Here is a 24682-nt window from a genome sequence, read left to right on the forward strand (position 1 = left end):
TTTCACTCCTCACCAACCGGAGGAAAAGAATGTCGAACACCGCCACCGCCGTCGAACTCCCCAAGGAGCTCGAGGCGCATCTCGAAAGCTATGTCGCCGCTTTCAACTCGGGCGACGCGGAGAGCGTCAACGCCCATTACACCGAGGCCGGCATCATCGTCTGGGAGAAGGGAAATCCGGTGAGCGGCGCGGACCGCCGGGCCGCCATCACGGAATTCCTCGCCACCATGCAGCCGCACATCGAGACCGACGTGCGGGAGGCGTACGTCACCGGCGACACGGCCCTGCTGGTCGTGGACTGGACCATGGAGATCAACACCGCGAGCGGCACGGGCCGCGAGAACCTGCGCGGCGTCGGCCTGGACGTCCTGCGCAAGCAGGCGGACGGCTCCTGGCTGTACGCCGTCGACGACCCGTTCGGCGAGGAGCCGCGCGACTGACGGCACGGGTCACGCGAGCGGGCACACGCGAAGAGGCCGGGCTCCCCCAGGGGAGCCCGGCCTCCTCCGTCGTACCGGACCGCGGTACGGGTCAGACGGTGATGGCGGCGACCGGACGGTCCACCGCCATCAGCCACTTGCCGCCCTCCACGCGGCGGATGACGTCGGTGCAGGTGCCCTTGATCTGGACCGGCTCGCCGTCCTCGCCGGGCAGCCCCAGCTCGAAGTCGACCACGATGAGCGTGACGTCGTCGGCGGTGTAGGAGTGCTTGACGACGGACTTCAGCGTCGGGCCCTTGGCGAGCAGGTCGATGATGCCCTTCGTGCGCGCCTCACCGGTCAGCGGGGCGCCCGTCAGGTTGGAGATGGCGTCGTCGCGGTAGAGGTTGTCGAAGGCGGCGCCGTCACCGGAGTTGAAGATCTTCAGGAAGACGTCGTTCTGGACCTCCGGGTCATCGGTGAGTTCCAGGCTGTACAGGTCGACGTCGGGGGTCGAGGCGGTCATGTGCGACTCCTTCTTCGTGTGATTGGTGTGATTCATGTGATGGGCGGATCAGCCGTGTCCGGCTGTGGTGTGCGCGACCGCGCGCCGTGCCGGCGCCCGGAGTCGTCAGGCGGCCCGCGGGGCGTGCCCGAACTTCCCGTCGAAGAACGTCAGCGCGGCGTCGTCGCAGCCCCGTCGGCAGTCCAGCACCCTGCCGACGAAGATCGTGTGGTCGCCCGAGACGTGCGCGTCCGTCACGTCGCACTCCAGCCAGGCCAGCGCGCCGGCCAGGAGAGGGGCGCCCGTGTGCTCGCCCGGCGCCCATTCGACGCCGTCGAACTGCGCGAGCCCGAGGGTGCGCTTCTTGTCGGCGAAGTGCCGGGCCAGCGGCTGCTGTTCGGCCGACAGGATGTTCACGCCGAAGTGACCGGCCCCGGTCAGCTCGTCGAACATGACGGCGCTGTGATCGATGGAGACCAGCACGGTCGGCGGAGTCAGCGACACCGAGCTGAAGGCGTTGGCCGTCATGGCGTGGATGTGGTCGCCGCCCACCGTGAGCACGGTGACGCCTGTGGCGAACTGGGACATCACATCCCGCAGCGAAGCGGCTCCGACAGACGTGCGCAGCCCCGTCCGCGAGGCCGCGGGTTCGAGTTCTGCGGATGCAGGAGTCATTTCCCCTCTTCGGATTCGGGTTGAGGGTCCCCTACGCAACAAAGGGGTGGGTGGAAAACGTATCCGCTCGGCACTTTCCCGCGCTCAATCGCCAGGTAATCGACGGTCTACGGCCCCGCCCGCAATGCCCGATGACCGCGCCGTTACCGCACACTGCCGCGCATTCGGTCATGTTGGCCACATGACCGATGTTGCGCATGCCCCCGCCGGACCACCGCAGTTGGCAGAACCCCATCTGGGGACCGTGCTGGCCTCCGCAGGCCTGGACGCCGAATACGTCAGGGCGGAGGGCAATCTCCTCTACCAGCGGGGCGAGGACGGCCGCGAGGTCGCCGTCGTGGACTACGCGGGCGGATACGGCTCCCTCCTGCTGGGCCACAACCACCCCGCCATCACCGCGTACGCGAAGGAGCTGCTGGACAGCGGCGTTCCGGTGCACTCGCAGTTCTCCCTGCACCCGGAGGCCGCCGAACTGGCCCTCGCCCTGAACCGGATCATCCGCCGCGAGACCGGCGACGACGAGCCGTTCTTCGCCGTCTTCGCCAACACCGGCGCCGAGGCCAACGAGGCCGCGCTCAAACACGCCGAGCTGGACCGGGGCGTCCGGCTCGGCGCGCTCCTGGAAGCCGTGGGCAGCGGCCTCGACGCGGTACGCGAAGCGGTACGGGACGGCTCGGCGACCGTGCCCCCCGGGATCCTCGCCCGCTTCGGCGTGGACGCGGACCTCCCGGGCCCCGCCGCGCTGGCCGAACTGACCGACCGCCTCGGCGCCCACAACGAGGCCCAGGCCGGGCGCCCCCCGGTCTTCCTCACCCCGGAGGGCTCCTTCCACGGGAAGCTGGTCGGCACCGTCCAGCTCACCCACAACGAGGGCTACCGGGCCCCGTTCCGGGCGCTCGCCGCGCAGGCCCGGTTCGTCCCGCTCGACCAGCCGGGCGCCCTGCGCAAGATCGTCGACGAGGAACGCGGCACCCTGTTCGGGCTGGCCCTGGAGGACGGCCGGATCCGGCTGACGGAGCACGAGACGCCCGTCGTCTGCGCGTTCGTCCTGGAACCGATCCAGGGCGAGGGCGGCATCCGCGAGCTGTCGCCGGAGTTCGCCCGGGAGATCCAGGAGGTCTGCGCGGAGATCGGCGCACCGGTCGTCGTGGACGAGATCCAGAGCGGCATGGGCCGCACGGGCGACTTCCTGGCCAGTACACGCCTGGGGCTGCGCGGCGACTACTACACCCTCGCCAAGAGCCTCGGCGGCGGCCTCGCCAAGATCTCGGTGCTGCTGGTGCGCGCCTCGCGCTACCACGGCGAGTTCGAACTGGTCCACAGCTCGACGTTCGCCAAGGACGGCTTCTCCAACCGCATCGCCCTGAAGGTCCTGGAGCTGCTGGAGGCCGACGACGGCGCCGCGTACCGCACGGCCGCGGGCCTGGGGGAGCGGCTGCTGGCCATGCTGGGCTCCGTACGCGCGGACTTCCCCGACGTCGTCAAGGACGTCCGCGGCCGTGGCCTGATCCTCGGCCTGGAGTTCCACGACCAGTCGGACGCACCGGTCCCCGCGATCGCCGAGGCGGCCCGGGCCGGCCTGTTCGGCTACCTCGTCGCGGGACACCTGCTGCGCGGCCACCGGGTCCGTACGTTCCCCACCGCGAGCGCCCCCGGCACCCTGCGCTTCGAGCCGTCCATCCTGCTGTCGGACACCGACATCACCTGGCTGGAGACGGCCCTGCGCGACACCTGCGACATCATCCGGGGCGGCTATCAGCGCCCCCTGGCGCTGCCCGCCGGCTGACGCACGCAGACCGCCGAAGGCCGGTGCCCGGGACGGAACCACCGCCCCGGGCACCGGCCTTCGTCCACCCTGCGCCTGCGCGCCCCGGCCGGGCGGGAGCCCGGCACCGAGCCTCGTCCGGCAGGTCTTGGCAGGGAGCCCGGCACGAGCCTCGCCCGGCGCACCTTCGTACGGCCGGCACGAGCTCGGTCCGGTACGCCTTCGCAGCATCCCGGACCCGCGCCCTCGTCCGGTACGCCGTCGTACGGCACCCGGCACGGGCTTCGTCCGGTACGCCGTCGTACGGCACCCGGCACGGGCTTCGTCCGGTACGCCGTCGCACGGGACTGTCACGGCCTTCGTCCGGTACGCCGTCGTACGGAGCCCGGTGCGGGCCCTGGCGCGGCCCGGCAGGAGAGCCCGCCCGGTACGCCGCCGGGCGGGACCCGGCGGCCGGCCGCGTCCCGCCCAGCGGGTTTCCTCCTCACTCAGCGTGCACCCGGCATCCCGGCCGGGGCGCCGGGTCAGCCCTGCTTGAAGGCCTCGACCAGGCTCGCCAGGCTGTGGTCGGCGTGGCCCTGCGCGACGCGGCGCTCGATCAGCGCCTGGATGGACGCCGAGAAGTCGCTGTTGATGCCCAGCTGCTTGCTCGTGGCGACCAGGTGCTCGATCGCGGCCTTGTTGACACCGAGGCTGGAGACCTCGGTCTCGAAGCTCGCCGAGTCGATCTCCTGGGCGCTCTGCGGGATCGACGGGGTGATGACGTGCTCGATCCAGGTCAGGGCGAACGGCGTGAACGCCTCCGCCGAGACGCCGGCCGAGTTGACGAGGGACACGGCGTGGAAGTAACCCGCGAGGCTCGACCACAGCAGCGACAGCAGACCGAGGTCGTAGATCATCGCCACGCCCGTGTCCGCGCCCAGGTACACGTTGTTGCCGGCGAGCGGCTTCAGCAGCTCCTCGTGCTCGGCGAACACCTCCTGGGCGCCCGCGTAGAAGATCAGGGCCTGGGGCAGGCCGATCATCTGCGGGACGGCCATGATGGCCCCGTCCAGGTAGCGCACCCCGTTCTGCTCGGCCCAGACGGCGAGGGCGCGGGCGTCCTCGGGCGTACCCGAGGTGAGGTTGATGACCACCTTGCCCTTGAGCTCGTCGGCGGCACCGGTGAGCAGGTCGTTCAGCACCTCGTACGTGGAGACGCACGCCACGACGACCGGGCTGGCCTCGATCGCCTTCCGGATGTCGGCGGCGAAGACCGCGCCCTGCTCGACGAGCGCGTCCGCCTTGTCGGCCGAACGGTTCCACACGGTGGTGGCGTTGCCGTTCTTCACGAAGGCGGTGGCCAGGGCCGCACCCATCATTCCCAGTCCGAGGACGGTCACCGGGCCCTGGTTCGTGTTCGACATGTACTTGCTCCTCAGTTCTACTCGATATCAAGACGCCACCGAAAGGCGGCGTACTACAGGAAGAGGCTGTCGGGGTCGAGGCCGAGCAGCGTGCGGCCATACACCTCGAGCCCCATGTTGGGGGCCATCAGACCGTGCCGGGACAGGCCCTGAAGGTCCCGGTAGAAGCGCTGGAACGGCGCCTTCCGGGAGAGCGAGCCGGCACCGCTGACGGAGTGGAGTGCCTCCAGGGCCTCCTGGGTGAGCAGGATCGCGGCACCGGCCTTGCCGCGCACCTGTGCCTTCTCCTCCCAGCTCGGCTGCTCGCCGGCGTCGGCGCGCTCCTGGAGGAAGCCGAGGTAGGTCTCGGCGAGCGCCTCGGCGGCCTCGATCTTGCTGTGCGCCAGCGCGACCTGGATCTGGGTCACCGGGTGCTGCGCCTGGTCGGTGACGTTGCTGTACGCGAGCGGCTTGCCCTTGACCGTGGCGACGAGTTCCTCGTACGCGGCGCGGGCCATGCCGATGTAGACGGCGACGGACTCGGCGACGACGAAGCTGATCAGGCTGTAGTCGCGCCCCTGGGAGCCGGTGACGGCGCTGCCGCCGCTGGTGCCCATCACGGCGTCCTCCAGCGTGACGACCCGGTGGGCGGGGACGAAGAGGTCCGTCGCGCTCGACGTCGAGCTGCCGGTGGCGACGGCGGCCGAGACGTGCCAGTCGTCGGCGATCGTCAGCTGCTCCACCGGGACCATGGCGTACACCTCCTCGACGGTGCCGTCGGGGTGCTCCAGCTCGGCCGCGAGCAGGTCCCAGTGGGCGCCGCGCACTCCGGAGTTGAAGCGCCAGGCACCGTTGAGGACGTAACCGCCCTCGGCCGGGACCATCTTCGCGGTCGGCGTGAAGCCGCCGGAGATGCGCACCGAGCCGTCCTTGAAGATCTCCTCCTGGGCCTGCAGCGGGTACAGCGTCGCCATCCAGGCGCTGGAGATCCACGCGACGGCCACCCAGCCGGTCGAGCCGCAGCCGCGGGAGATCTCGGTGATGATCTCGACCTGTTCCTTCAGCGAGAGGTCCAGGCCGCCGAAGCGCTTCGGCACGGCGATGCGGAAGACGCCGGCCTTCTCCAGGAGGTCGATGTTCTCCTGGACTATCCAGCGCTGGTCCTCGGACGCCAGGCCGTTGGCCCGCAGCGTCGGGACGATTTCCCGGACCGCCTTGAGAATGTTTTCCGCTTCAGTCGACCTGACGGCCATCCCGGCTCCTTGGTGGGTTCGGCGGGGGTGAAAGGAATGGCGCGGATCTGCCGACGCCGTTTTCCGTTTCGGGGCCCGAACAAACTAAGTGAGACCGGACCATCCCCCGGCCACCGACGAGTAACCGTCCCGTCCCGGCCAAGCTAACCAGACATCCGGTCAGGTGCCGGCACCGGTCGTCCACCGGACGGTAATCCGCCGATCTGCGGGCCTCTTTAAACCCGCGGAGACGGACGATTATCAGTCAATGGGAAACGGTGGATGGATTTCGGTCAACTGCAACTAGGGTGATTGTTCGTTCAGGTGACCACAGCAGCGCTTGATTCCTGGACAACGGAGCTACGTTGTGTACAAGGGGACTGGAATGAAGCACAGGAAAGAGTCGTTCTTCGGGGACGCGCGCACCACGCGGCGCTCGATACTCAAGGCCGGCGCCGCCGCAGGGGCGCTGGGCGCCGTCGGTGTCGCGACGGCCCCCACCGCCTCCGCCGCCGAGACGGTGACCGAGGCCGGCCGCAGCTATGACGCCATCGTCATCGGCGGCGGTTTCGCCGGGGTCTCGGCGGCCCGGGAACTCAAGGCCAAGGGCAAGCGCACGCTGATCCTCGAAGCCCGCGACCGCGTCGGCGGCCGGGCCTGGTCGAGCACGTTCTCGGGACTGCCGATCGAGTTCGGCGCGACCTGGATCCACCCCAGCCAGACCCTGATCTGGGGCGAGGTCCAGCGCCTGGGCATCGCCACCGTGGACGACCCGAACCCCGACTTCGCGGTGTTCGCCACGGAGTCCGGCGGCTACGCCAAGCAGGACCTGACCTTCCTCGACCAACAGGACGCCCTGCTGCGCAAGTTCGTCGAGGGCGCCGAGACCTACCTGCCGCGCGCCTACGACCCCTTCTACCGCGAGGACCTGCTGGTCGACCTCGACAAGCTGACCCTCGGCGACCGGGCGCGCCAGCTGCGGTTGTCGACGCTGGAGATGAACTGGGTGAGCGCCACCACCGGCGCGTACGGCGGCGGCTTCGAGCGGGGCTCGCTCACGCAGCTCGCCCACTGGTGGGCGCTGTGCGGCTACAACACCGAGACGTTCCACGGCATCAACGTCACCCGCCCGGTGGGCGGGATGAAGGCCGTCATCACCCGGATGCTGGCCGAGAGCGGCGCCACCGTCGTCTACAACGCCCCCGTCACCAAGGTCAACGACAACGGTTCGCGGGTCCAGGTCACGGCGGGCGGAACGGTGTACGACGCCGCGGCCGTGGTGGTGGCCGTACCGGTGAACACCTGGAACTCCATCACCTTCAGCTCCGGTCTGCCGGCCGAGTTCTCCCGGCTGAGCACCCAGACCGTCGGCGTGCCGACCGCCAAGAAGGTCTTCATCCAGGTCCAGGGCGACATCGGCCGCCCGCTCGTCAACGGCAAGAGCGGCGCGCTGCTCGACCTGGTCCTCGCGCACGCCGACAAGTCGTCCCAGGGCACGGTGCTCATCGGCTTCAGCGTCAGCCCCAACCTGGACGTCACCAGCGTGTCGCAGGTGCAGAGCGCCGTCAGCGAGGTGCTCCCGGGCACCAAGGTGCTGTCCGTCAAGGGCCAGGACTGGGGCAAGGACGCGTACTCCAAGGGCGGTTGGACCTTCAAGCGCCCCGGACAGCTGCTCGGCTCGCTGCGCACCGTCCGGCAGCCGTACGGCCGGCTGGTCTTCGCGGGCAGTGACATCGCGACCGGCTGGGGCGGCTATGTCGACGGCGCCATCGAGACCGGCATCCGCGCCGGTGGCCTCGCGGCCGGCCTGACCACCGCCGCCGCGAGGAGCTGATCCCGCACGGACCGGACCGCCCGCTCCCCGGGGGACGGGGAGCGGCAACCGGCTGCACTTCACCACGAGTTCGACGTGCCGACGATCACAGATCGTTGTGGTATTGGCTCAATTTTTTAGTAGCATTGGTTGTGTTCCCGGCGTATGGGGGGGTGAGCCCTGCGCCGGCCATCGACCATGCTGAGGAACTATGTGGTTCAGGATGTTGGGTCCGTTAGAAGTCATATCCGGGGGACAACCCATCTCGCTGGGGGGCAGCAAACAGCGGGCGACGCTCGGATACCTCCTCCTCCACCCCAATCAGACGGTCCCGATCAGCAAGTTGCTGAAGGCCCTGTGGAGCGTCGAAGAAGCTCCGATGACCGCCCGTAAGATCCTGCAGAACTCCGTCTGGAGCCTGCGCCGCAAACTCGGGGACGGCTCGGCGGAGGTGCCCGTGGCACTGCGCACCCAGCCCCCGGGCTACTCGCTGGACGTCGCCCTCGACCGCGTGGATCTGCACCTCTTCCACCGGTGGGTGCGCGAGGGCCGCGCCCGGCTGGAGGCGGGGCAACCCGACGACGCCGCCACGCTGTTGAGCGACGCCCTCCAGCTGTGGCGCGGCCCGGCCCTCGCGGACCTGACCGAAGTGGGCGTCCTGTGGCCCGAGCTGACCACGCTCCAGAACATGCGGCTGGACGTCCTGGAGGACCTCTTCGAGGCCCAGCTCGCCTGCGGACGCCACTACGCCGTACTCGGCGAACTGGAGTCGCTCGTGGAGGACGAGCCGCTGCGCGAACGCGCCTGCGGCCAGCTCATGCGCGCCCTGTACCGCTGCGGACGCCAGTCGGACGCGCTGGGCGTGTTCAGCCGGCTGCGCGCCCAGCTCGTCGAGGAGCTCGGTCTCGAACCCAGCCGTGAACTCCAGCAGCTCCAGCAGGCGATCCTCACCCACGACCCCGTCCTCCAGCTCGCGCCGGCCCCCGCCGCGCCCTACTCCGTGCAGGGCACGGCGGCCCTGTCGCACGGCCCGGCGCAGACGGCGCCGAAGACCTTCGGCCCGCGCCCCGTCCCCGACAGCCCGGACCCCGCCCCGACCCGGCCCAACCGCCGGAACCCGGCCCCCCGTCCGCACGAGCCGGACCCGGCGGGTGTCCTGTCCGCCCCGGTCCCGACCCTGGCCCTCGCTCAGGCGCCGCCCGGCTCCCCGGGCGCCGGCGCCGCGGCCGACGGCAGGCCCCCGGCCTCCTCCCGGGTGCCCGTCCAGGGCTCCGGGCCGAGCCCCCGCCGCCCGGCGCTGCGGGCCGTCCTCCCCGCCCCCGCGCCGGCCCCCAAGGCACTGTCGGCCGTCGGCGCGGCGCCGAGGAACGGCACCGCGGCGCACGCCCCCGTACGGGACCTGCCGCCGACGGGCACCGGTACGCCCGCCGCCGCCTCCGCGGTCCGCCGCGAGGCCAGCCTCCTGCTGGTGCGGGCCGAACCCGACCCCGCCGCGGCCGACGCCGGCGAACTCGACGCCCTGATGGACGGGGTGGGCACCCTGATCCACCAGGAGATCGAACTCTGCGGCGGCACGGTCGTGTTCTCGCTGCACACGCTCACTCTCGCCCTGTTCCCGGCGGAGGACGCCGACGACACCGAGTACCCGCTGCGCGCGGCCCGCGCCGCCACCGCCCTGCGCACCGCGCTGACCGCCTCCGCGTCGGCGGCGGGCGCCCCCGCGACCGCCCGCACGGAGCTGCGCACGGCCGTCGCCACGGGCGCCGTGCTGGTCAGCCAGTCCCTCGGCGGCAGCCGGCCGCCCAGGGTCTACGGCGCCACGGTGAAGGAGTGCGAGGCGCTGCTGGCCCTGTCGGCCTCGGACGGGACCCTGGTCTGCGACCGCACGCGCGAGGAGACGAGGGAGCACTTCGCGTACGAGGAGATCCCCGGCACGCCCGTCCGCTGGAGGCTGCTCGGCGCCGTGGAACCCGATCCCGACGCGGACGACGACGCCCACCACCGCGAACTCGACCTGCTGGAGGGAGTGATGGCCCACAGCAGCCGGTGGTCGCAGCCACACCTGATCACCGTGCTGAGCACCGAGGAAGCCCCCCGCCGCCGGATGCTCGGCAAGCTGGAGGAGTTCGCCGGCGGGGAACTGGACAGGGCGCAGGTGCTGACCTGGCAGCGGCAGGACGCCGTCGACGCCGGCCCCTTCGGTCTGCACCGCAAGATCATTTCCAGGTTCTCGGGGCTGTCGAAGTCCGATCCCCCGTGGGCGGTCCGCCGCAAGGTCAGCGCGACCGTCCAGCGCCTGGACGCGGGCAAGAGCTGCATCAACTGGCTCGTCGCCCGCTGCACCTCGGTCCTGGAGACGTCTAACCGCTCGCCCGAGCGGCTCGGCGCCGACGAGTGGCAGGAGGTCTGGCGGTACTTCCTGGAGGCCGTCGCCCACGACGGCCCGATCGTCCTGATCGTCCACGACCTGCACCTCGGGGACACGGCGACCAGGGAGCTCGTCGGCCTCATCGCCCGGCTCCCCGGCAGCATCCCGCTCACCGTCGTCGCGGGCGCCGACCCGGAACTCCTGCGGCACGCCGACTGGTCCTCGGACCGGCGCTCCGCCACGACGGTGCTGCTCGACGAGCCGTCCGAGGACGAGCTCACCTGCTCGGACGAGGCCTGCCTGCCCGTCCAGTGAGCCCGGCGCGGGGGCCCGCGGCGGCCCCGGCTCTTCATCCCGGATCCACCCCGTGTGCACCGGCCGGCGGCGGGGACTGTCAGTGGGCCGTGTTCTGATGGGGGACATGATCGAAGAGACGGAAACCATCGAGGAGTTTCTCGCCCGCTGCTCGGCCGACGTGGAGCAGGCGGTCCGCAAGGCCGCCGCGGCCGAGATCCTGCCCCGCTTCCGCCGCCTCGCCGCGCACGAGGTGGACCAGAAGAACGGCCCGCACGACCTGGTGACCGACGCCGACCGCCTCGCCGAGCTGCGGCTCACCGAGGACCTCGGCGCCCTGCTGCCCGGCTCCGCCGTGGTCGGCGAGGAAGCGGTCCACGCCGACCCGGGGGTGTACGAGGCGCTCCAGGGCGACGCCCCGGTCTGGATCGTGGACCCGGTCGACGGCACCCGCCAGTTCGTACACGGCGACGACGGCTTCTGCACCCTGGTGGCGCTCGTCCAGCGCGGCGTCGTACGGGCGTCGTGGACCTACGCGGCGGCGCGCGACCAGTTCGCCACCGCCGTCCGCGGCCACGGCGCCTTCCTGGACGGGCAGCGGCTGTCCGCGGGGGCGCCCGAGCCCGGCCGGGACCTCGTCGTCGCCACCTCCCACCCGGACTACACCACCGACGAGCAGAAGCGCGCGCTGCGCGTGCTGTGGACCGACGGCCTCGCCCCCCGCGCGTGCGGCTCCGCCGGCCTGGAGTACCTCGCCGTCGCCCGGGGCGAGCTGGACGCCGTGGCGTTCTCCTGGGAGGCCGCCTGGGACCACGCGGCCGGTCTGCTCCTGGTCGAGGAGGCGGGCGGCGCGCACCTCACCCTGAGCGGCGAACCGTTCCGCGTCACCGGCGGCAACGCGCTGCCGTTCACCGCCGCCCGGGACGCCGCGACCGCCCGCCGGGTGGCCGGCCTGCTGCGCGGCGCGCGCTGACCCTCCGGGGCCACCCGGGCCGGGGGAGTGTCGGTCCCCCGGCATATCCTGATCCAGAATGGCCATCGGCTGACGAAGGGGTCCGAAGGTGCCGTCGATGCTCGATGCGGTCGTGGTGGGTGCGGGACCGAACGGACTGACCGCTGCCGTGGAGCTGGCGCGCCGCGGCTTCTCCGTGGCCCTGTTCGAGGCGAAGTCCACGGTGGGCGGCGGTGCCCGCACCGAGGAACTGACCCTCCCCGGCTTCCGGCACGACCCGTGCTCGGCCGCCCACCCCCTCGGCGTCAACTCCCCGGCGTTCCGCGCCATGCCCCTCGACCGGTACGGCCTGGAGTGGCTGCACGCCCCGCTGCCCATGGCCCACCCGTTCCCGGACGGCAGCGCGGCCGTGCTGTCCCGCTCGGTGGCCGAGACCGCCGCCTCCTTCGGACCACGCGACGCGGGGCCGTACCGCAGGCTGGTCGAGCCGCTCCTCGCCAACTGGGACACCCTCGTCCGCGACTTCATGTCCCTGCCGCTCACCGCGCTGCCGCGCGACCCCGTCACCCTGGCCCGTTTCGGCCTGGTCGGCCTGCCGCCGTCGACCTGGCTGATGCGCCGCTTCAGGGACGAGCGGTTCAAGACCCTGTTCGCCGGCCTGGTCGCCCATGTGATGGCACCGCTGGGCGGCCTGGCCACCAGCGCCGTCGGGCTGGTCTTCGCCCTGTCCGCGCACGCCCGCGGCTGGCCGGTGCCCCGCGGCGGCTCCCAGGCCATCTCCGACGCCCTCGCCGCCTATCTGACCGACCTCGGCGGCGCGGTGCACACCGACTACGAGGTCAAGCGGCTGGACGACCTGCCGCCCGCGCGCGCGTACGTCTTCGACACCTCGCCCACCGCGCTCGCCCGCATCGCCGGCTTCGGCGACACGTACGCGCACTACCGCTACGGCCCCGGCGTCTTCAAGATCGACTACGCGCTGGACGGACCCGTGCCGTGGACCGCGCCCGAGGCCCGCAGCGCCGGCACCGTGCAGATCGGCGCGAGCCGGGCCGAGATCGGCACCGCCCTGCGCGACGCGTCCCGGGAGGGCCGCGCCCCCGACAGACCGTTCATGATCACCGTGCAGCCCAGCGTGGTCGACCCCACCCGCGCCCCCGAGGGCAAGCAGGTCTTCTGGACGTACGGCCATGTGCCCAACGGCTGGTCAGGGGACCTCACCGACGCCATAGAACGCCAGCTGGAGCGCTTCGCCCCCGGCTTCCGCGACCGCGTGCTCGCCCGCGCCACCGCCGGGCCCGCCGAGGTGGTCGCCCGCAACGCCAACTACGTCGGCGGTGACATCGCCTGCGGCGCGGCCTCCGGACTGCAGCTGCTGCTGCGCCCCCGGCTGTCCCTCTTCCCGTACCACACGCCCCACCCGGCCGTCTTCATCTGCTCCTCGGCCACCCCGCCCGGGCCCGGCGTGCACGGCATGTCCGGCCACAACGCGGCCAAGGCCGTCTGGCGGAGACTGAGGCAGACGACATGACCACCCTCACGCTCGTCCGGGGCGACATCACCCGGCAGCACGTCGACGCCCTCGTCAACGCGGCCAACTCCTCCCTGCTCGGCGGGGGAGGCGTGGACGGCGCGATCCACCGGCGCGGCGGCCCCGCCATCCTCGCGGAGTGCCGCGCCCTACGCGCCTCCCGCTACGCCAAGGGCCTCCCCACCGGCCAGGCGGTCGCCACCACGGCGGGCGAACTGGACGCCCGCTGGGTGATCCACACGGTAGGCCCGGTCCACAGCCCGGACGAGGACCGCTCGCCCCTCCTCGCCTCCTGCTACCGCGAGTCCCTCCGCGTCGCCGACGAACTCGGCGCCCGCACGATCGCCTTCCCGGCCATCTCCACCGGTGCCTACCGCTGGCCGCTCCAGGACGCGGCCCGCATCGCGATCGAGACAGCCCGCGCCACTCCGACGGCCGTCGAGGAGATCCGCTTCGTCCTCTTCGACGACCCGGCGTACGAGGCATTCGCCCACCAGGTCACCTGACCTCACCCCCGCCGAGCCGACTGGCGCACCCCCGTTCGTCCGGTGGACCGGCTGACGCGTGCCCTGCGCCCCCGCCAGACCGTCTCATGCGTGCCCTACGCCCCCGCCAGACCGGCTCATGCATGCCCTGCGTCCCCGCCAGGCCGGCTCATGCGTGCCCTGCGTCCCCGCCAGGCCGGCTCATGCGTGCCCTGCGTCCCCGCCAGGCCGGCTGACGCGTGCCCCGCGCCCCCGCCAGACCCGCCACGCGTGCCCCGGCCGTCAAACCGTCCGCCGCGCGCCCCACCCGCGCGCCCCGCCCCGAATCACCCGAACGGCGTAGTACCCGGTGCGTCCGGCCGCTGTGTCGACCACGCTCGGAGTGCTCCCGTGCTTCCTGTGAGCGCCGGGGCGGTGGATGAAACGGGGCGGCAGAAAGGACATGCTCATGAGCCAGGCAGCGCAGCCCAGCGGACCGGCCTTCCGGGGTGGCTCGCGGCAGCCGGGGGCGCGGGGCGGTGGCTGGGCGACCGGTGGTGTCACGTTCGCCGGCGTCCTAATGCTGTGCAACGGCGTCCTCGCCGTCCTCCAGGGCATCGCCGCGGTCGCCCACGACGACGTCTACTTCCGCCTCGGCGCCTACGTCTACAAGATGAGTCTCACCGGCTGGGGCGTGATCCACATCGTCCTCGGCGCCCTCGTCCTGCTGACCGGCATCGGCCTGCTCCTGGACATGGCCTGGGCCCGCCTCGCCGGTCTCCTCATCGTCGCGCTCAGCCTGATCGCGCAGTTCCTCTTCCTGCCGTACCAGCCCATCTGGTCGTTCGTCATCATGGCGATCGACGTCTTCCTGCTCTGGGCCCTGGCGACCCGCCGGGAAGCGGTGGACTGAGGCGTACGGCGCCCTCCGCCCGGCTCCCGCAGCGTCCTGCCGAGCACGTGCCACCCCGTCGGGAACAACCCGGCGGGGTGGCCCGCGTCACCGGCACCGCACGCTCCTCGGCGCGGCCGGCCCCGGGTCGCCGGCCGGTCCCGGCCCGGCACCGGGGTCCGGTCCCCGGGGCCGCGCCCCTGCCCGCCGCCCCCACGGGACCGCGTGGCATCATCGGCGGGTCCGGGACCGCAGTCGTACGCACGGTGAGGCGTACCAAGAGCCGAGAAGCACGAGACGCACCCATGAACCCTGCCCTGCTGGACGACTTCTCCCTGGAGATGACCGGCAAGGACGTGCCCGGTCTGGAGGAGGCGCGGGAGAGCATCCCGCCGGGCACCCGGATCAACATCACGTTCCTGGCCGGCGAGGACACCGCGACCCGGCTGGCGGCCGCCCGCGCGGTCAAACGGCTCGGTTTCGTCCCCGTACCGCACATCTCCGCGCGCCGCCTGCCCTCCCGGGGCGCCCTGGAGGAGTTCCTCGCCGGGCTCGCGGCCGACGGCACCGCCGGGAACGTGTTCGTCGTCGGCGGCGACCCCGGCCGCCCCGAGGGCCCCTACCCGGACGCCCTCGCCGTCCTGCGCACCGGACTGCTCCGCGGCCACGGCGTCCGGCACGTCGGCATCACCGGCTACCCCGAGGGCCACCCCGGCATAGCCGACCGGACCCTGTGGTCGGCGCTCACCGAGAAGGCGGCGGCCATCGGCGCCGACCGGTTCACCGGGGACGTCATCACCCAGTTCGGCTTCGACGTCGACCCGGTCCTCGGCTGGCTGGAAGCCCTGCGCGCGCGGGGCGTGCACCTGCCCGTCCGCATCGGCGTCCCCGGCCCGGCCGGAGTGCGCCGGCTGCTCGGCTACGCCACCCGGTTCGGCGTCGCCACCAGCGCCTCCGTCGCCCGCAAGTACGGCCTGTCGCTGACCAACCTGGTGGGCACGGCCGGCCCGGACCGGTTCCTGCACACGCTGGCCGAGCGCCACGACCCCGGCCGGCACGGCGTGGTGAAGGTGCACTTCTACACCTTCGGCGGACTGCGGGCCACCGCCGAGTGGATTACCCGGTTCCGGCAACCGCACCTCGCCTGACCCCAGGCCAGGCCCAGGTACGTGTCGGATTTCCGCCAGCCTCGGGCCGCGCGATCGCCGATGCTGGAGGCATGCGGACAGGAATGCACCTCGACCGGGAGCACTGCGTGCGCGCCGTGCGCTCCAAGGACGCGCGGTTCGACGGATGGTTCTACACGGCCGTCCTGACCACCGGGATCTACTGCCGGCCGAGCTGCCCGGCCGTGCCGCCCAAGCCGGAGAACATGACGTTCCACCCGAGCGCCGCCGCCTGCCAGCAGGCCGGGTTCCGGGCCTGCAAGCGCTGCCGCCCCGACACCAGCCCCGGCTCCCCGGAGTGGAACCGGCGCGCCGACCTGGTGGCCCGGGCCATGCGGCTGATCGCCGACGGGGTCGTGGACCGCGAGGGCGTACCCGGCCTCGCCGCCCGCCTCGGCTACAGCACCCGGCAGGTGGAGCGCCAGCTGCTCGCCGAGCTGGGCGCCGGCCCGCTCGCGCTCGCCCGGGCCCAGCGCGCCCAGACCGCGCGGCTGCTGGTCGAGACCAGCTCGCTGCCCATGGCGGAGATCGCGTTCGCGGCCGGCTTCTCCTCGATCCGCGCCTTCAACGACACCGTCCGCGAGGTCTACGCCCTCTCCCCGAGCGAGCTGCGCGCCCGCGCCCCGAGGAGCGGCCCGGGCACCCCCGGCGTGCTCACCCTGCGGCTGCCGTTCCGCGCCCCGCTGCACCCGTCCAACCTCTTCGGCCACCTCGCCGCCACCGCCGTACCCGGGGTCGAGGAGTGGCGCGACGGCGCCTACCGCCGCACGCTCCGCCTGCCGTACGGCCACGGGATCGCCGCCCTCGCCCCCCGCCCCGACCACATCGCCTGCCGCCTCACCGTGAGCGACCTGCGCGACCTGACCGTGGCCATCAGCCGCTGCCGCCGCCTGCTCGACCTGGACGCCGACCCGGTCGCCGTCGACGAGCGGCTGCGCGCCGATCCACTGCTCGCCCCGCTGGTCGACCGGGCCCCCGGACGCCGGGTGCCGCGCACGGTGGACGAGGCCGAGTTCGCGGTGCGGGCCGTGCTCGGGCAGCAGGTGTCCACGGCCGCCGCCCGCACCCACGCGGCCCGCCTGGTCACCGCGCACGGCAAACCCCTGGACGACCCCGAAGGCGGCCTCACCCACCTCTTCCCCGACCCCCAGGCGCTGGCCTCCGTCGACCCCGAGACCCTGGCGATGCCCCGCACCCGGCGCACCACCCTCACCACCCTCGTCCGCCAACTCGCGGACGGAGAGCTGCATTTGGGAGTGGGCGCCGACTGGGCCGAGGCGCGGGCCCGGCTGCTCGCCCTGCCCGGCTTCGGGCCGTGGACGGCGGACGTCATCGCCATGCGCGCCCTGGGCGACCCCGACGCCTTCCTCCCCACCGACCTCGGCATCCGGCGCGCCGCGCAGGAACTGGGCCTGCCGTCCTCCCCGGCCGCGCTGACCGCCCGAGCGGCCGGCTGGCGGCCCTGGCGGGCGTACGCGGTGCAGTACCTGTGGGCGACCGGCGACCACCCGATCAACTTCCTCCCCGCGTAACGGTTTTGGTAAGGATCTCCACCATGAAGCAGCACACCGTCATCGACAGCCCCTACGGCCCCCTCACCCTCGTCGCCGACGACGGCGTCCTGTGCGGTCTCTACATGACCGAACAGCGCCACCGTCCGCCGGAGGAGACCTTCGGCACGCCCGACGACTCCCCGTTCGCCGAGGCCACGGAGCAGCTCGCGGCCTACTTCGCGGGCGAGTTGAAGCAGTTCACCGTCGAACTGCGCCTGAACGGGACCCCGTTCCAGCGCCGCGTCTGGGACCAGCTGACCCGTATCCCGTACGGCGAGACCCGCTCCTACGGCCAACTCGCCGACGCCCTCGGCAATCCGCAGGCGTCCCGCGCGGTCGGCCTCGCCAACGGCAAGAACCCGATCGGCATCATCGTGCCCTGCCACCGCGTCGTCGGCGCGAGCGGTGGCCTCACCGGCTACGGCGGCGGCCTGGAGCGCAAGCGCCGCCTGCTGGACTTCGAACGCGGCGCGGGCCTGTTCTGACCGGTCCCCGGCCCGCTACCCGGCGGCCTCCGCGCCCAGCCGGCCCAGAAGCAGAGGCAACGCGGTGCCGATGGGCTCGCGCACGACCTCGTCGGCGATCTCGTCGTACGGCGTCGGCTCGGCGTTGACGATGACCACCCGGGCACCGTGGTCGGCGGCGACACCGACGAGGCCGGCGGCGGGCTGCACCTGGAGACTGCTGCCCACGGCGACGAACACCTGGCAGGCCTTGGTGATGGCCAGGGCCTCGCCGAGGACCACCGGATCCAGCCGCTCGCCGAACATCACCGTCGCCGACTTCAGGATGCCGCCGCACTCCAGGCACGGCGGGTCCTCCTCGCCGGCCTCCACCCGGGCCAGGGCGTCCGCCATCGGGCCGCGGGCGTGGCACCGCGTGCAGACCACACTGCGGGCGCTGCCGTGGAGTTCGAGCACCTTGCGCGCGGGCATCCCGGCGAGCTGGTGCAGCCCGTCCACGTTCTGGGTGATGACCCGGACCGGGACGCCCGAGCGCTCCAGTTCGGCGACGGCCCGGTGCGCCGCGTTCGGCTCGGCCGCGAGGGTGCGGTTGCGGCGCCGCATCTGCCAGGACCGGCGCCGGATGTCCGGGTCCGCCATGTAGTACGCGTACGTCACGAGCTTCTCGGCCTCCGGATCCCGCCGCCACAGCCCGTTCGGCCCGCGGTAGTCCGCGATCCCGGAGTCGGTCGAGATACCGGCCCCGCTCAGCAGGGCGACAAGAGGCTTGGCCATGCCTTCGAGGGTAGGTGCTCGCGTCCCCGTACGGCCAAGATCACGCCACCCGGTGGCCGTTCTCCAGCTCCGCCGTGCCCGAACCGGCCGCGAGGACGTCCAGCGCTGCCAGTACCCGCAGGCCCAGCGCGCCGGGCAGGTGGGCGGTCAGCTCCTCGCGCGCGACCAGGCGCCAGGACAGCAGCTCCTCCTCCTGCAGGCGGATCGCCTTCAGGTCGGTCTCGGTGAGGACACCGCCGTCGTACAGGTACGCCACCAGCGGCGGCCGGTCCGCGCCGTGCACCCAGTCCACCGCCAGCAGCCGGCCCAGAGCACGGTCGAGGCCGATCTCCTCCAGCGTCTCCCGGCGGGCGCCCTGGCGCGGGGTCTCCCCGGTGTCGGACTCGACGGTCCCGCCCGGAAGCGCCCACCCCTCCCGGTAGTTCGGCTCGACGAGCAGTACCCGCCCCTCGGCGTCCCGGAAGAGCGCGGCGGCACCCGCGAGGACACGGGGCAGGCTCGCGATGTACGCGGCGAAGTCAGGCGTGGTCGTCATGGGGGGAAGGGTAACCAGCCACCCGGCCGCTATGCCCCGCTCGTCGCCAGGCGCAGGGTGCGTTCGGCCAGCGCGCTGATCCGTACGCCGTCGAAGCCGAACACCGCGCTGCGTACCGTGTCCTCCAGCGGGTCCCGCCAGCGCGCCGGGATCGCGTCCGCCCCGGTCAGGACGCCGGCCACCGAACCGGCCGTCGCCCCGTTGGAGTCGGTGTCCAGGCCGCCGCGCACGGTCAGCGCGATGGTCCGGGTGAAGTCGCCGTCGCCGTAGAGCAGTCCGGCGGTGAGCACACCGGCGTTCGGCACCGTGTGGATCCAGCCGAGTCCGGCGGTCTCCTCGGCGACCGTGGCCAGCGTCACCTCCCAGGGCAGCCGTGTCTCGTGCAGCGAGGCGACCCGCCGTACCGTCCGGGCCAGCCGGCTGCCCGCCGGGACCACCATCAGCGCGGTGTCCAGCGCGTCCCGCACCGTGGGGGCGGTGAAGGCCGCCGAGATCAGCGCGGCGGCCCACATGGCGCCGTAGACGCCGTTGCCGGTGTGCGAGAGCACCGCGTCCCGGCGGGCCAGGCCGGCCGCCCGGACGGGATCGCCGGGGCAGGTCCAGCCGTAGACGTCGGCGCGGATCAGCGCCCCGATCCACTCCTGGTACGGGTTGTCGTACGTCGCCGTCAGCGGTGGCTTCAGCCCGTTCGCGAGGTTGCGGTACGCGGCCCGCTCCGCCGTGAACGTCTGCAGGTACGGCAGTCTGAGCAGCCACAGGTCGCCGACCTGCTCGGTGCTGAAGCCGAAGCCGTGGGTCTCCAGCAGGTGCAGGCCGAGGATCGCGTAGTCGACGTCGTCGTCCCGGCAGCTGCCGTGGATCCGGCCGCGCACGCAGCTGCGCCACTCCGGGCGCATCACGGCGGCCTCGGCGGGGTCGGCGGGCTCGGGCAGGTAGTCGGTCAGCGGCAGGGCCGCGGCCCGGCGCAGATAGCGGTCGATACGGTCGCAGGTCCACACCTCGCCCTGCTCCACCGGCTTGCCGAGCATGTTGCCCGCGATCCGGCCGAGCCAGCCGCCGTGCACACGGTCGGCGAGGTCCCCTCCGGGGCGCTCGGTGCTCATGACAGGGGTGTACCCGTTCTGCCAGGCGGCTCCCAGCGGCTTCCCAGGGTTCGGGCGGGGCATGACGCCAGGGGTGTCCTGCGGTTATGGTCACACCGGCGCGACTGGCCCCGCCGTGCGCGGGGCCCGGAGAGCAAGGGGAAGACAAGGTGGCGGACGCTGCAGTGAACGGGACCCGTCGGGTGCTCATCGCCGCGGACAAGTTCAAGGGCTCGCTGACGGCCGTACAGGTCGCCGAGCGGGTGACGGCCGGGCTGCGCGGGGTCGTGCCGGATCTCGACGTCGAGGCACTGCCCGTGGCCGACGGCGGTGACGGGACGGTGGACGCGGCGGTCGCGGCCGGGTTCGAACGCCGGGAGGTACGGGTCGCCGGCCCGCTCGGCCAGGAGGTCACCGCCGCGTTCGCGCTGCGCGAGGGCACCGCGGTGGTGGAGATGGCCGAGGCGAGCGGGCTGCAGCGGCTCCCGGCCGGCGTCTTCGCGCCGCTGACCGCCTCCACGTACGGCTCCGGGGAGCTGCTGCGCGCCGCGCTGGACGCGGGCGCGCGGACCATCGTGTTCGGCGTCGGCGGCAGCGCCACCACGGACGGCGGCGCGGGCATGCTGTCCGCGCTGGGCGCGCGGTTCCTGACCGAGGCGGGGGAGCCGGTGCCCCCGGGCGGCGGCGGACTCGCCGGCCTCGCCCGCGCCGACCTCTCCGATCTCGACCCCCGGCTGTCCTCGGTGGACCTGGTACTGGCCAGCGATGTCGACAATCCGCTGACCGGGCCGAAGGGCGCGCCCGCGGTGTACGGCCCGCAGAAGGGTGCCTCCCCGGACGACGTGGCGGCCCTGGACGCGGCGCTGGCCCACTTCGCGAAGGTGCTGGAGGCCGAGGCGGGCCCGCGGGCCGCCGGGTACGCGGCGTCGCCGGGGGCGGGCGCCGCGGGTGGCATCGGCTACGGCGCGCTGCTCCTCGGCGCGCGGTTCCGGCCCGGTATCGAGGTCATGCTCGACGTGCTGGGCTTCGCCCCCGCCCTGGAGCGGGCGTCCCTGGTCATCACCGGGGAGGGCTCGCTGGACGAGCAGACACTGCACGGCAAGGCGCCGGCGGGGGTGGCCGCGGCGGCGCGGGCCGCGGGCAAGGAGGTCGTGGCCGTCTGCGGCCGGCTCACCCTGCCGGCGGAGGCGCTGCGGCGGGCCGGCATCTCCGAGGCCTACCCCCTGACCTCGGTCGAGCCGGACGTCGCCCGCTGCATCGCGGACGCGGGCCCGATCCTCGAACGCCTCGCCGCCCGCATCGCCGAGGACCACCTGAGCTGAGTCCCACTGAGCTGAGTCCCACCGAGCTGAGTCCCAGGGCCGGACATGCCGAGGGGCCCCGGATCCGACACCGGATCCGGGGCCCCTCGGACAAGCACCGCTACGGCAGCTGCGCCGCCCGGGCCTCACGACGGTTGCCGCGGAAGTTGTTCACCCGGCGGGCCGTCGCGAACAGCGGGATCACCGCGCCCATGACGAGCTGCAGCGCGCACCCCGTCTGGAGCAGCAGCTGACCGCTGGGCGCGTCGAAGGCCCAGGCCGCCAGCAGCCCCATGGACAGCACGATCCAGCCGAGCACCGCGCCGGCCAGCCGCCCCCGCGGCTTCGGGTACTCCACCCGGCTCACCATCAGCCACGCCGTGCCCAGGATCGCCAGCAGCGTCGCCACGAACGGCAGCTCCAGCAGCACGATCGAGACGACGGTCAGCGCGCCGAACGGCGAGGGCATGCCCTGGAACATGCCGTCCTTCAGCGTCACGCAGCTGAACCGGGCCAGTCTGAGGACCACGGCCAGCAGCACCACGATCGCCCCGACCGCCGCCACCCGCTGGTGCGCGTCGTCGGCGACCATGCCGTAGACGAGCACGAAGTACGCGGGCGCGAGGCCGAAGCTGATCAGGTCCGACAGGTTGTCCAGCTCCGCGCCCATCGGCGACGAGCGCAGCTTGCGCGCCACCAGGCCGTCGAACAGGTCGAAGACCGCCGCGCAGAGCATCAGGATGACCGCCGTGGCCGCGCTGTGGCGGGCCATGCCGGACTCCTGGCTGCCGGTCAGGTGCGGGATCAGGATGCCGGTGGTGGTGAAGTACACCGCCATGAAGCCGCACGTCGCGTTGCCCAGGGTGAGGGTGTCCGCTATCGACAGGCGCAGCGAGAGGGGCATCTCCTCCTCGTCGTCCGTCTCGTCGGCCTCGGGCACCCAGCCCGCCTGGGTCTCCGGATCAATCACGGTCAATGCGAGTCACCCCAGCCACGGTCTTCTGTCCGACCTCGACCGCGACCTCCACGCCCTCGGGCAGGTAGAGGTCGACACGCGAGCCGAAGCGGATCAGACCGATTCGGTCGCCCTGCTCGACCTTCGTGCCCTCCGGGAGGTAGGGCACGATGCGGCGGGCCACCGCGCCGGCGATCTGGATCATCTCGATGTCGCCGAGTTCGGTGTCGAAATGCCAGACTACGCGCTCGTTGTTCTCGCTCTCCTTGTTGAAGGCCGGAACAAAGCCGCCGGGGATGTGCTCGACCGACGTCACGGTGCCCGCGAGGGGCGCGCGGTTGACGTGGACGTTGAGCGGGCTCATGAAGATCGCGACGCGGGTGCGCCCGTCCTTCCACGGCATGATGCTCTGCACCACACCGTCGGCGGGCGAGATGACCCGGCCCGTGGCGATCTCGCGCTCGGGGTCGCGGAAGAACCACAGCATGCCCGCCGCGAGCGCGGTGGCGGGCACGGCCACGGCCTTGGCGGCGCCCGAGCGGCGGGCGCGGACCAGGCTGAGGGCTGCGGTGGCGACGGTCGGGAGAAGCCACGGCGATGCTCCGCGCGCGAGGCGTGCGCCTACCAGGCTGTCGCGGTGTGCAGAGGTTTGGCTGTGGGGCATGGATGACCTTCGTAGCGAATGATGCCGCGCTCGGACGGGGGACGGCGGCTTTCCCGGGATCGTACCGGGCGCGGGCCACAACTCGGCAAGCCAGGAAGCCGAGTCGGCGGCCGAAGACGGTCTACGGGGTGTGATCTTCTTCTCGAAGAAAACACCCCGTAACCGGACAATCAACCCTGGAATCGATACTCCTCGAGCAGCCTGCGGCCGATGATCATTTTCTGGATCTCGGCGGTACCTTCACCGATGAGCAGCATCGGCGCCTCGCGGTAGAGGCGCTCGATCTCGTACTCCTTCGAGAAGCCGTAGCCGCCGTGGATCCGGAAGGCGTCCTCCACGACCTCCTTGCAGTACTCGGAGGCCAGGTACTTCGCCATGCCGGCCTCGAGGTCGTTACGCTCCCCGGAGTCCTTTTTGCGGGCCGCGTTGACCATCATCGCATGCGCGGCCTCGACCTTGGTGGCCATCTCGGCCAGTTTGAACTGGATGGCCTGGTGCTGGGCGATCGCCTTGCCGAAGGTGTGCCGCTGCTGGGCGTACCGCACACCCAGCTCGAAGGCCCGCTGGGCGACACCGCAGCCGCGCGCCGCCACGTTGACCCGGCCGACCTCCACGCCGTCCATCATTTGGTAAAAACCCCGGCCGGTGACCCCGCCGAGCACCCGGTCGGCGGGCACGCGCAGGCCGTCCATGATCAGCTCGGTGGTGTCGACACCCTTGTAGCCCATCTTGTCGATCTTGCCGGGGATGGTGAGGCCCGGCCGGACCTCACCGAAGCCCGGCTCCTTCTCCACCAGGAAGGTGGTCATCGACTTGTGCGGGGCCGTGCCCTCGGGGTGTCCTTCGTCACTGCGGACCAGGACGGCCACGAGCGAGGACGTGCCGCCGTTCGTCAGCCACATCTTCTGGCCGTTCAGGACGTACTCGTCGCCGTCCCTGACCGCCTTCGACGTGATGGCGGACACGTCCGAGCCCAGGCCCGGCTCCGACATCGAGAAGGCGCCCCGGATGTCGCCGGCCGCCATCCGCGGCAGGAAGTGGTCCTTCTGCTCCTGCGTGCCGTGCTGCTTGAGCATGTACGCGACGATGAAGTGGGTGTTGATGATGCCGGACACCGACATCCAGCCACGGGCGATCTCCTCCACGCACAGCGCGTAGGTCAGGAGAGACTCGCCCAGGCCCCCGTACTCCTCGGGGATCATCAGACCGAACAGACCCAGCTCCTTGAGCCCGTCCACGATCTGCTGCGGGTACTCGTCGCGGTGCTCCAGCTCCGTCGCGACGGGAATGATCTCCTTGTCGACGAAGTCGCGGACCGTCGAGAGGATCTCCTGCTGGACGTCGGTCAGACCGGCGGTCTGGGCGAGACGGGCCATCGTCACTTCTCCTGCTGCTTCGGCTCCGGGCGGCCCGGCTGCTCGCCGCCGCGCTCCTTGGTGTACGTCTCGGTGGGCACCATCACCTTGCGGCGGAAGACGCACACCAGGGTGCCGTCCTGCTTGTAGCCCTTGGTCTCGACGTGGACGATGCCGCGGTCGTTCTTCGACTTCGACGGCCACTTGTCGAGCACGGTCGTCTCGCCGTAGATCGTGTCGCCGTGGAAGGTCGGCGCCACGTGCCGGAGCGACTCGATCTCCAGGTTTGCGATCGCCTTGCCGGAGACGTCCGGCACGCTCATGCCGAGCAGCAGGGAGTAGACGTAGTTCCCGACGACGACGTTCCTGCCGAAGTCCGTCGTCTTCTCCGCGTAGTTCGCGTCCATGTGGAGCGGGTGGTGGTTCATGGTGAGGAGACAGAACAGGTGGTCGTCGTACTCCGTGACCGTCTTGCCCGGCCAGTGCTTGTACGTCGCCCCGACCTCGAACTCCTCGTAGGTGCGTCCGAACTGCATCG

At 72.2% G+C, this 24682-nt stretch carries 23 protein-coding genes; 12 read left to right on the plus strand and 11 right to left on the minus strand.

Annotated features, from left to right (window positions below; translation table 11 throughout):
* The first annotated feature begins 29 nt into the window (after positions 1–29).
* Positions 30–440, plus strand: coding sequence for a YybH family protein (locus ACZ3ZD_RS10660; RefSeq protein ID WP_467395406.1), 411 nt, complete (start codon positions 30–32; stop codon positions 438–440).
* A gap of 91 nt (positions 441–531) precedes the next feature.
* On the opposite strand, the gene ACZ3ZD_RS10665 is transcribed toward ACZ3ZD_RS10660, so the two are convergent.
* Both ACZ3ZD_RS10665 and ACZ3ZD_RS10670 read right to left on the minus strand, forming a co-directional pair.
* Positions 532–945 carry a YybH family protein gene (locus ACZ3ZD_RS10665; protein ID WP_467395407.1) on the minus strand — a complete coding sequence of 138 codons (414 nt, stop codon included), beginning with the start codon at positions 943–945 and terminating at the stop codon, positions 532–534.
* Between the two features lie 105 nt (positions 946–1050).
* Entirely contained in the window at positions 1051–1512 is a 462-nt protein-coding gene (locus tag ACZ3ZD_RS10670) for a flavin reductase family protein (RefSeq protein WP_467395408.1), read from the minus strand.
* A 268-nt stretch (positions 1513–1780) separates the two neighbouring features.
* Between ACZ3ZD_RS10670 and ACZ3ZD_RS10675 the strand changes: the two genes are divergently transcribed.
* Entirely contained in the window at positions 1781–3385 is a 1605-nt protein-coding gene (locus ACZ3ZD_RS10675; RefSeq protein WP_467395409.1) for an aspartate aminotransferase family protein, read from the plus strand.
* Positions 3386–3888: 503 nt separating this feature from the next.
* Here ACZ3ZD_RS10675 and ACZ3ZD_RS10680 read toward each other — a convergent pair.
* Both ACZ3ZD_RS10680 and ACZ3ZD_RS10685 read right to left on the minus strand, forming a co-directional pair.
* Entirely contained in the window at positions 3889–4770 is an 882-nt protein-coding gene (locus tag ACZ3ZD_RS10680; protein WP_467395410.1) for an NAD(P)-dependent oxidoreductase, read from the minus strand.
* Positions 4771–4823: 53 nt separating this feature from the next.
* Positions 4824–6002: an acyl-CoA dehydrogenase family protein gene (locus tag ACZ3ZD_RS10685; protein WP_467395411.1), complete on the minus strand. Its 1179-nt coding sequence runs from the start codon at positions 6000–6002 to the stop codon at positions 4824–4826.
* 364 nt (positions 6003–6366) lie between these two features.
* Here ACZ3ZD_RS10685 and ACZ3ZD_RS10690 point away from each other — a divergent pair, with 364 nt between their 5' ends.
* The 9 genes from ACZ3ZD_RS10690 to ACZ3ZD_RS10730 all read left to right on the plus strand — a co-directional run bounded on the left by ACZ3ZD_RS10690 (position 6367) and on the right by ACZ3ZD_RS10730 (position 17499).
* Entirely contained in the window at positions 6367–7815 is a 1449-nt protein-coding gene (locus ACZ3ZD_RS10690; protein ID WP_467395412.1) for a flavin monoamine oxidase family protein, read from the plus strand.
* Positions 7816–8173: 358 nt separating this feature from the next.
* Positions 8174–10477 carry an AfsR/SARP family transcriptional regulator gene (locus tag ACZ3ZD_RS10695; protein ID WP_467395413.1) on the plus strand — a complete coding sequence of 768 codons (2304 nt, stop codon included), beginning with the start codon at positions 8174–8176 and terminating at the stop codon, positions 10475–10477.
* A gap of 106 nt (positions 10478–10583) precedes the next feature.
* A complete protein-coding gene (locus ACZ3ZD_RS10700) occupies positions 10584–11429 on the plus strand; it encodes an inositol monophosphatase family protein (protein ID WP_467395414.1) in 846 nt (281 codons plus the stop codon).
* Between the two features lie 88 nt (positions 11430–11517).
* A complete protein-coding gene (locus ACZ3ZD_RS10705) occupies positions 11518–12939 on the plus strand; it encodes a phytoene desaturase family protein (RefSeq protein WP_467395415.1) in 1422 nt (473 codons plus the stop codon).
* Positions 12936–13445: an O-acetyl-ADP-ribose deacetylase gene (locus ACZ3ZD_RS10710; protein WP_467395416.1), complete on the plus strand. Its 510-nt coding sequence runs from the start codon at positions 12936–12938 to the stop codon at positions 13443–13445. The genes ACZ3ZD_RS10705 and ACZ3ZD_RS10710 overlap by 4 nt, the downstream gene beginning before the upstream one ends.
* A gap of 427 nt (positions 13446–13872) precedes the next feature.
* Positions 13873–14316, plus strand: coding sequence for a DUF7144 family membrane protein (locus ACZ3ZD_RS10715; RefSeq protein WP_467395417.1), 444 nt, complete (start codon positions 13873–13875; stop codon positions 14314–14316).
* Positions 14317–14600: 284 nt separating this feature from the next.
* The gene (locus ACZ3ZD_RS10720) at positions 14601–15443 is read left to right on the plus strand and encodes a methylenetetrahydrofolate reductase (RefSeq protein WP_467395418.1); all 843 of its coding nucleotides are present in this window, start codon (positions 14601–14603) and stop codon (positions 15441–15443) included.
* Positions 15444–15526: 83 nt separating this feature from the next.
* Positions 15527–16993: a DNA-3-methyladenine glycosylase 2 family protein gene (locus ACZ3ZD_RS10725; protein WP_467395797.1), complete on the plus strand. Its 1467-nt coding sequence runs from the start codon at positions 15527–15529 to the stop codon at positions 16991–16993.
* A 23-nt stretch (positions 16994–17016) separates the two neighbouring features.
* Positions 17017–17499 (plus strand): methylated-DNA--[protein]-cysteine S-methyltransferase, encoded by a 483-nt coding sequence (locus tag ACZ3ZD_RS10730; RefSeq protein WP_467395419.1) that lies wholly within the window; start codon positions 17017–17019, stop codon positions 17497–17499.
* 15 nt (positions 17500–17514) lie between these two features.
* Here the strand turns inward: ACZ3ZD_RS10730 and ACZ3ZD_RS10735 are convergent, their stop codons facing one another.
* Genes ACZ3ZD_RS10735 through ACZ3ZD_RS10745 form a run of 3 tightly spaced genes read right to left on the minus strand, consistent with a single transcriptional unit; the run spans position 17515 to position 19890 of the window.
* Positions 17515–18252: an SIR2 family NAD-dependent protein deacylase gene (locus ACZ3ZD_RS10735; protein WP_467395420.1), complete on the minus strand. Its 738-nt coding sequence runs from the start codon at positions 18250–18252 to the stop codon at positions 17515–17517.
* A gap of 40 nt (positions 18253–18292) precedes the next feature.
* On the minus strand, positions 18293–18787 hold the full coding sequence (locus tag ACZ3ZD_RS10740; protein ID WP_467395421.1) for an NUDIX domain-containing protein: 495 nt from the start codon (positions 18785–18787) through the stop codon (positions 18293–18295).
* A 29-nt stretch (positions 18788–18816) separates the two neighbouring features.
* Positions 18817–19890 carry an ADP-ribosylglycohydrolase family protein gene (locus ACZ3ZD_RS10745; protein ID WP_467395422.1) on the minus strand — a complete coding sequence of 358 codons (1074 nt, stop codon included), beginning with the start codon at positions 19888–19890 and terminating at the stop codon, positions 18817–18819.
* A gap of 164 nt (positions 19891–20054) precedes the next feature.
* On the opposite strand from ACZ3ZD_RS10745, the gene ACZ3ZD_RS10750 reads away from it, so the two are divergent.
* Complete coding sequence (locus ACZ3ZD_RS10750; protein WP_467395423.1) at positions 20055–21191, plus strand: glycerate kinase; 1137 nt, start codon at positions 20055–20057, stop codon at positions 21189–21191.
* 100 nt (positions 21192–21291) lie between these two features.
* Here ACZ3ZD_RS10750 and pssA read toward each other — a convergent pair whose 3' ends face one another.
* The 4 genes from pssA to ACZ3ZD_RS10770 form a co-directional block, all read right to left on the minus strand.
* Positions 21292–22110, minus strand: a complete 819-nt coding sequence (gene pssA / locus ACZ3ZD_RS10755; RefSeq protein ID WP_467395799.1) for a CDP-diacylglycerol--serine O-phosphatidyltransferase — start codon at positions 22108–22110, stop codon at positions 21292–21294.
* Between the two features lie 22 nt (positions 22111–22132).
* Positions 22133–22789: a phosphatidylserine decarboxylase gene (locus ACZ3ZD_RS10760; RefSeq protein WP_467395424.1), complete on the minus strand. Its 657-nt coding sequence runs from the start codon at positions 22787–22789 to the stop codon at positions 22133–22135.
* Positions 22790–22959: 170 nt separating this feature from the next.
* Positions 22960–24165, minus strand: coding sequence for an acyl-CoA dehydrogenase family protein (locus tag ACZ3ZD_RS10765; protein ID WP_467395425.1), 1206 nt, complete (start codon positions 24163–24165; stop codon positions 22960–22962).
* A 2-nt stretch (positions 24166–24167) separates the two neighbouring features.
* Positions 24168–24680 (minus strand): MaoC family dehydratase, encoded by a 513-nt coding sequence (locus ACZ3ZD_RS10770; protein ID WP_467395426.1) that lies wholly within the window; start codon positions 24678–24680, stop codon positions 24168–24170.
* Between the last annotated feature and the right edge of the window lie 2 nt (positions 24681–24682).

Source organism: Streptomyces sp. NPDC023481 (genome assembly GCF_055560195.1).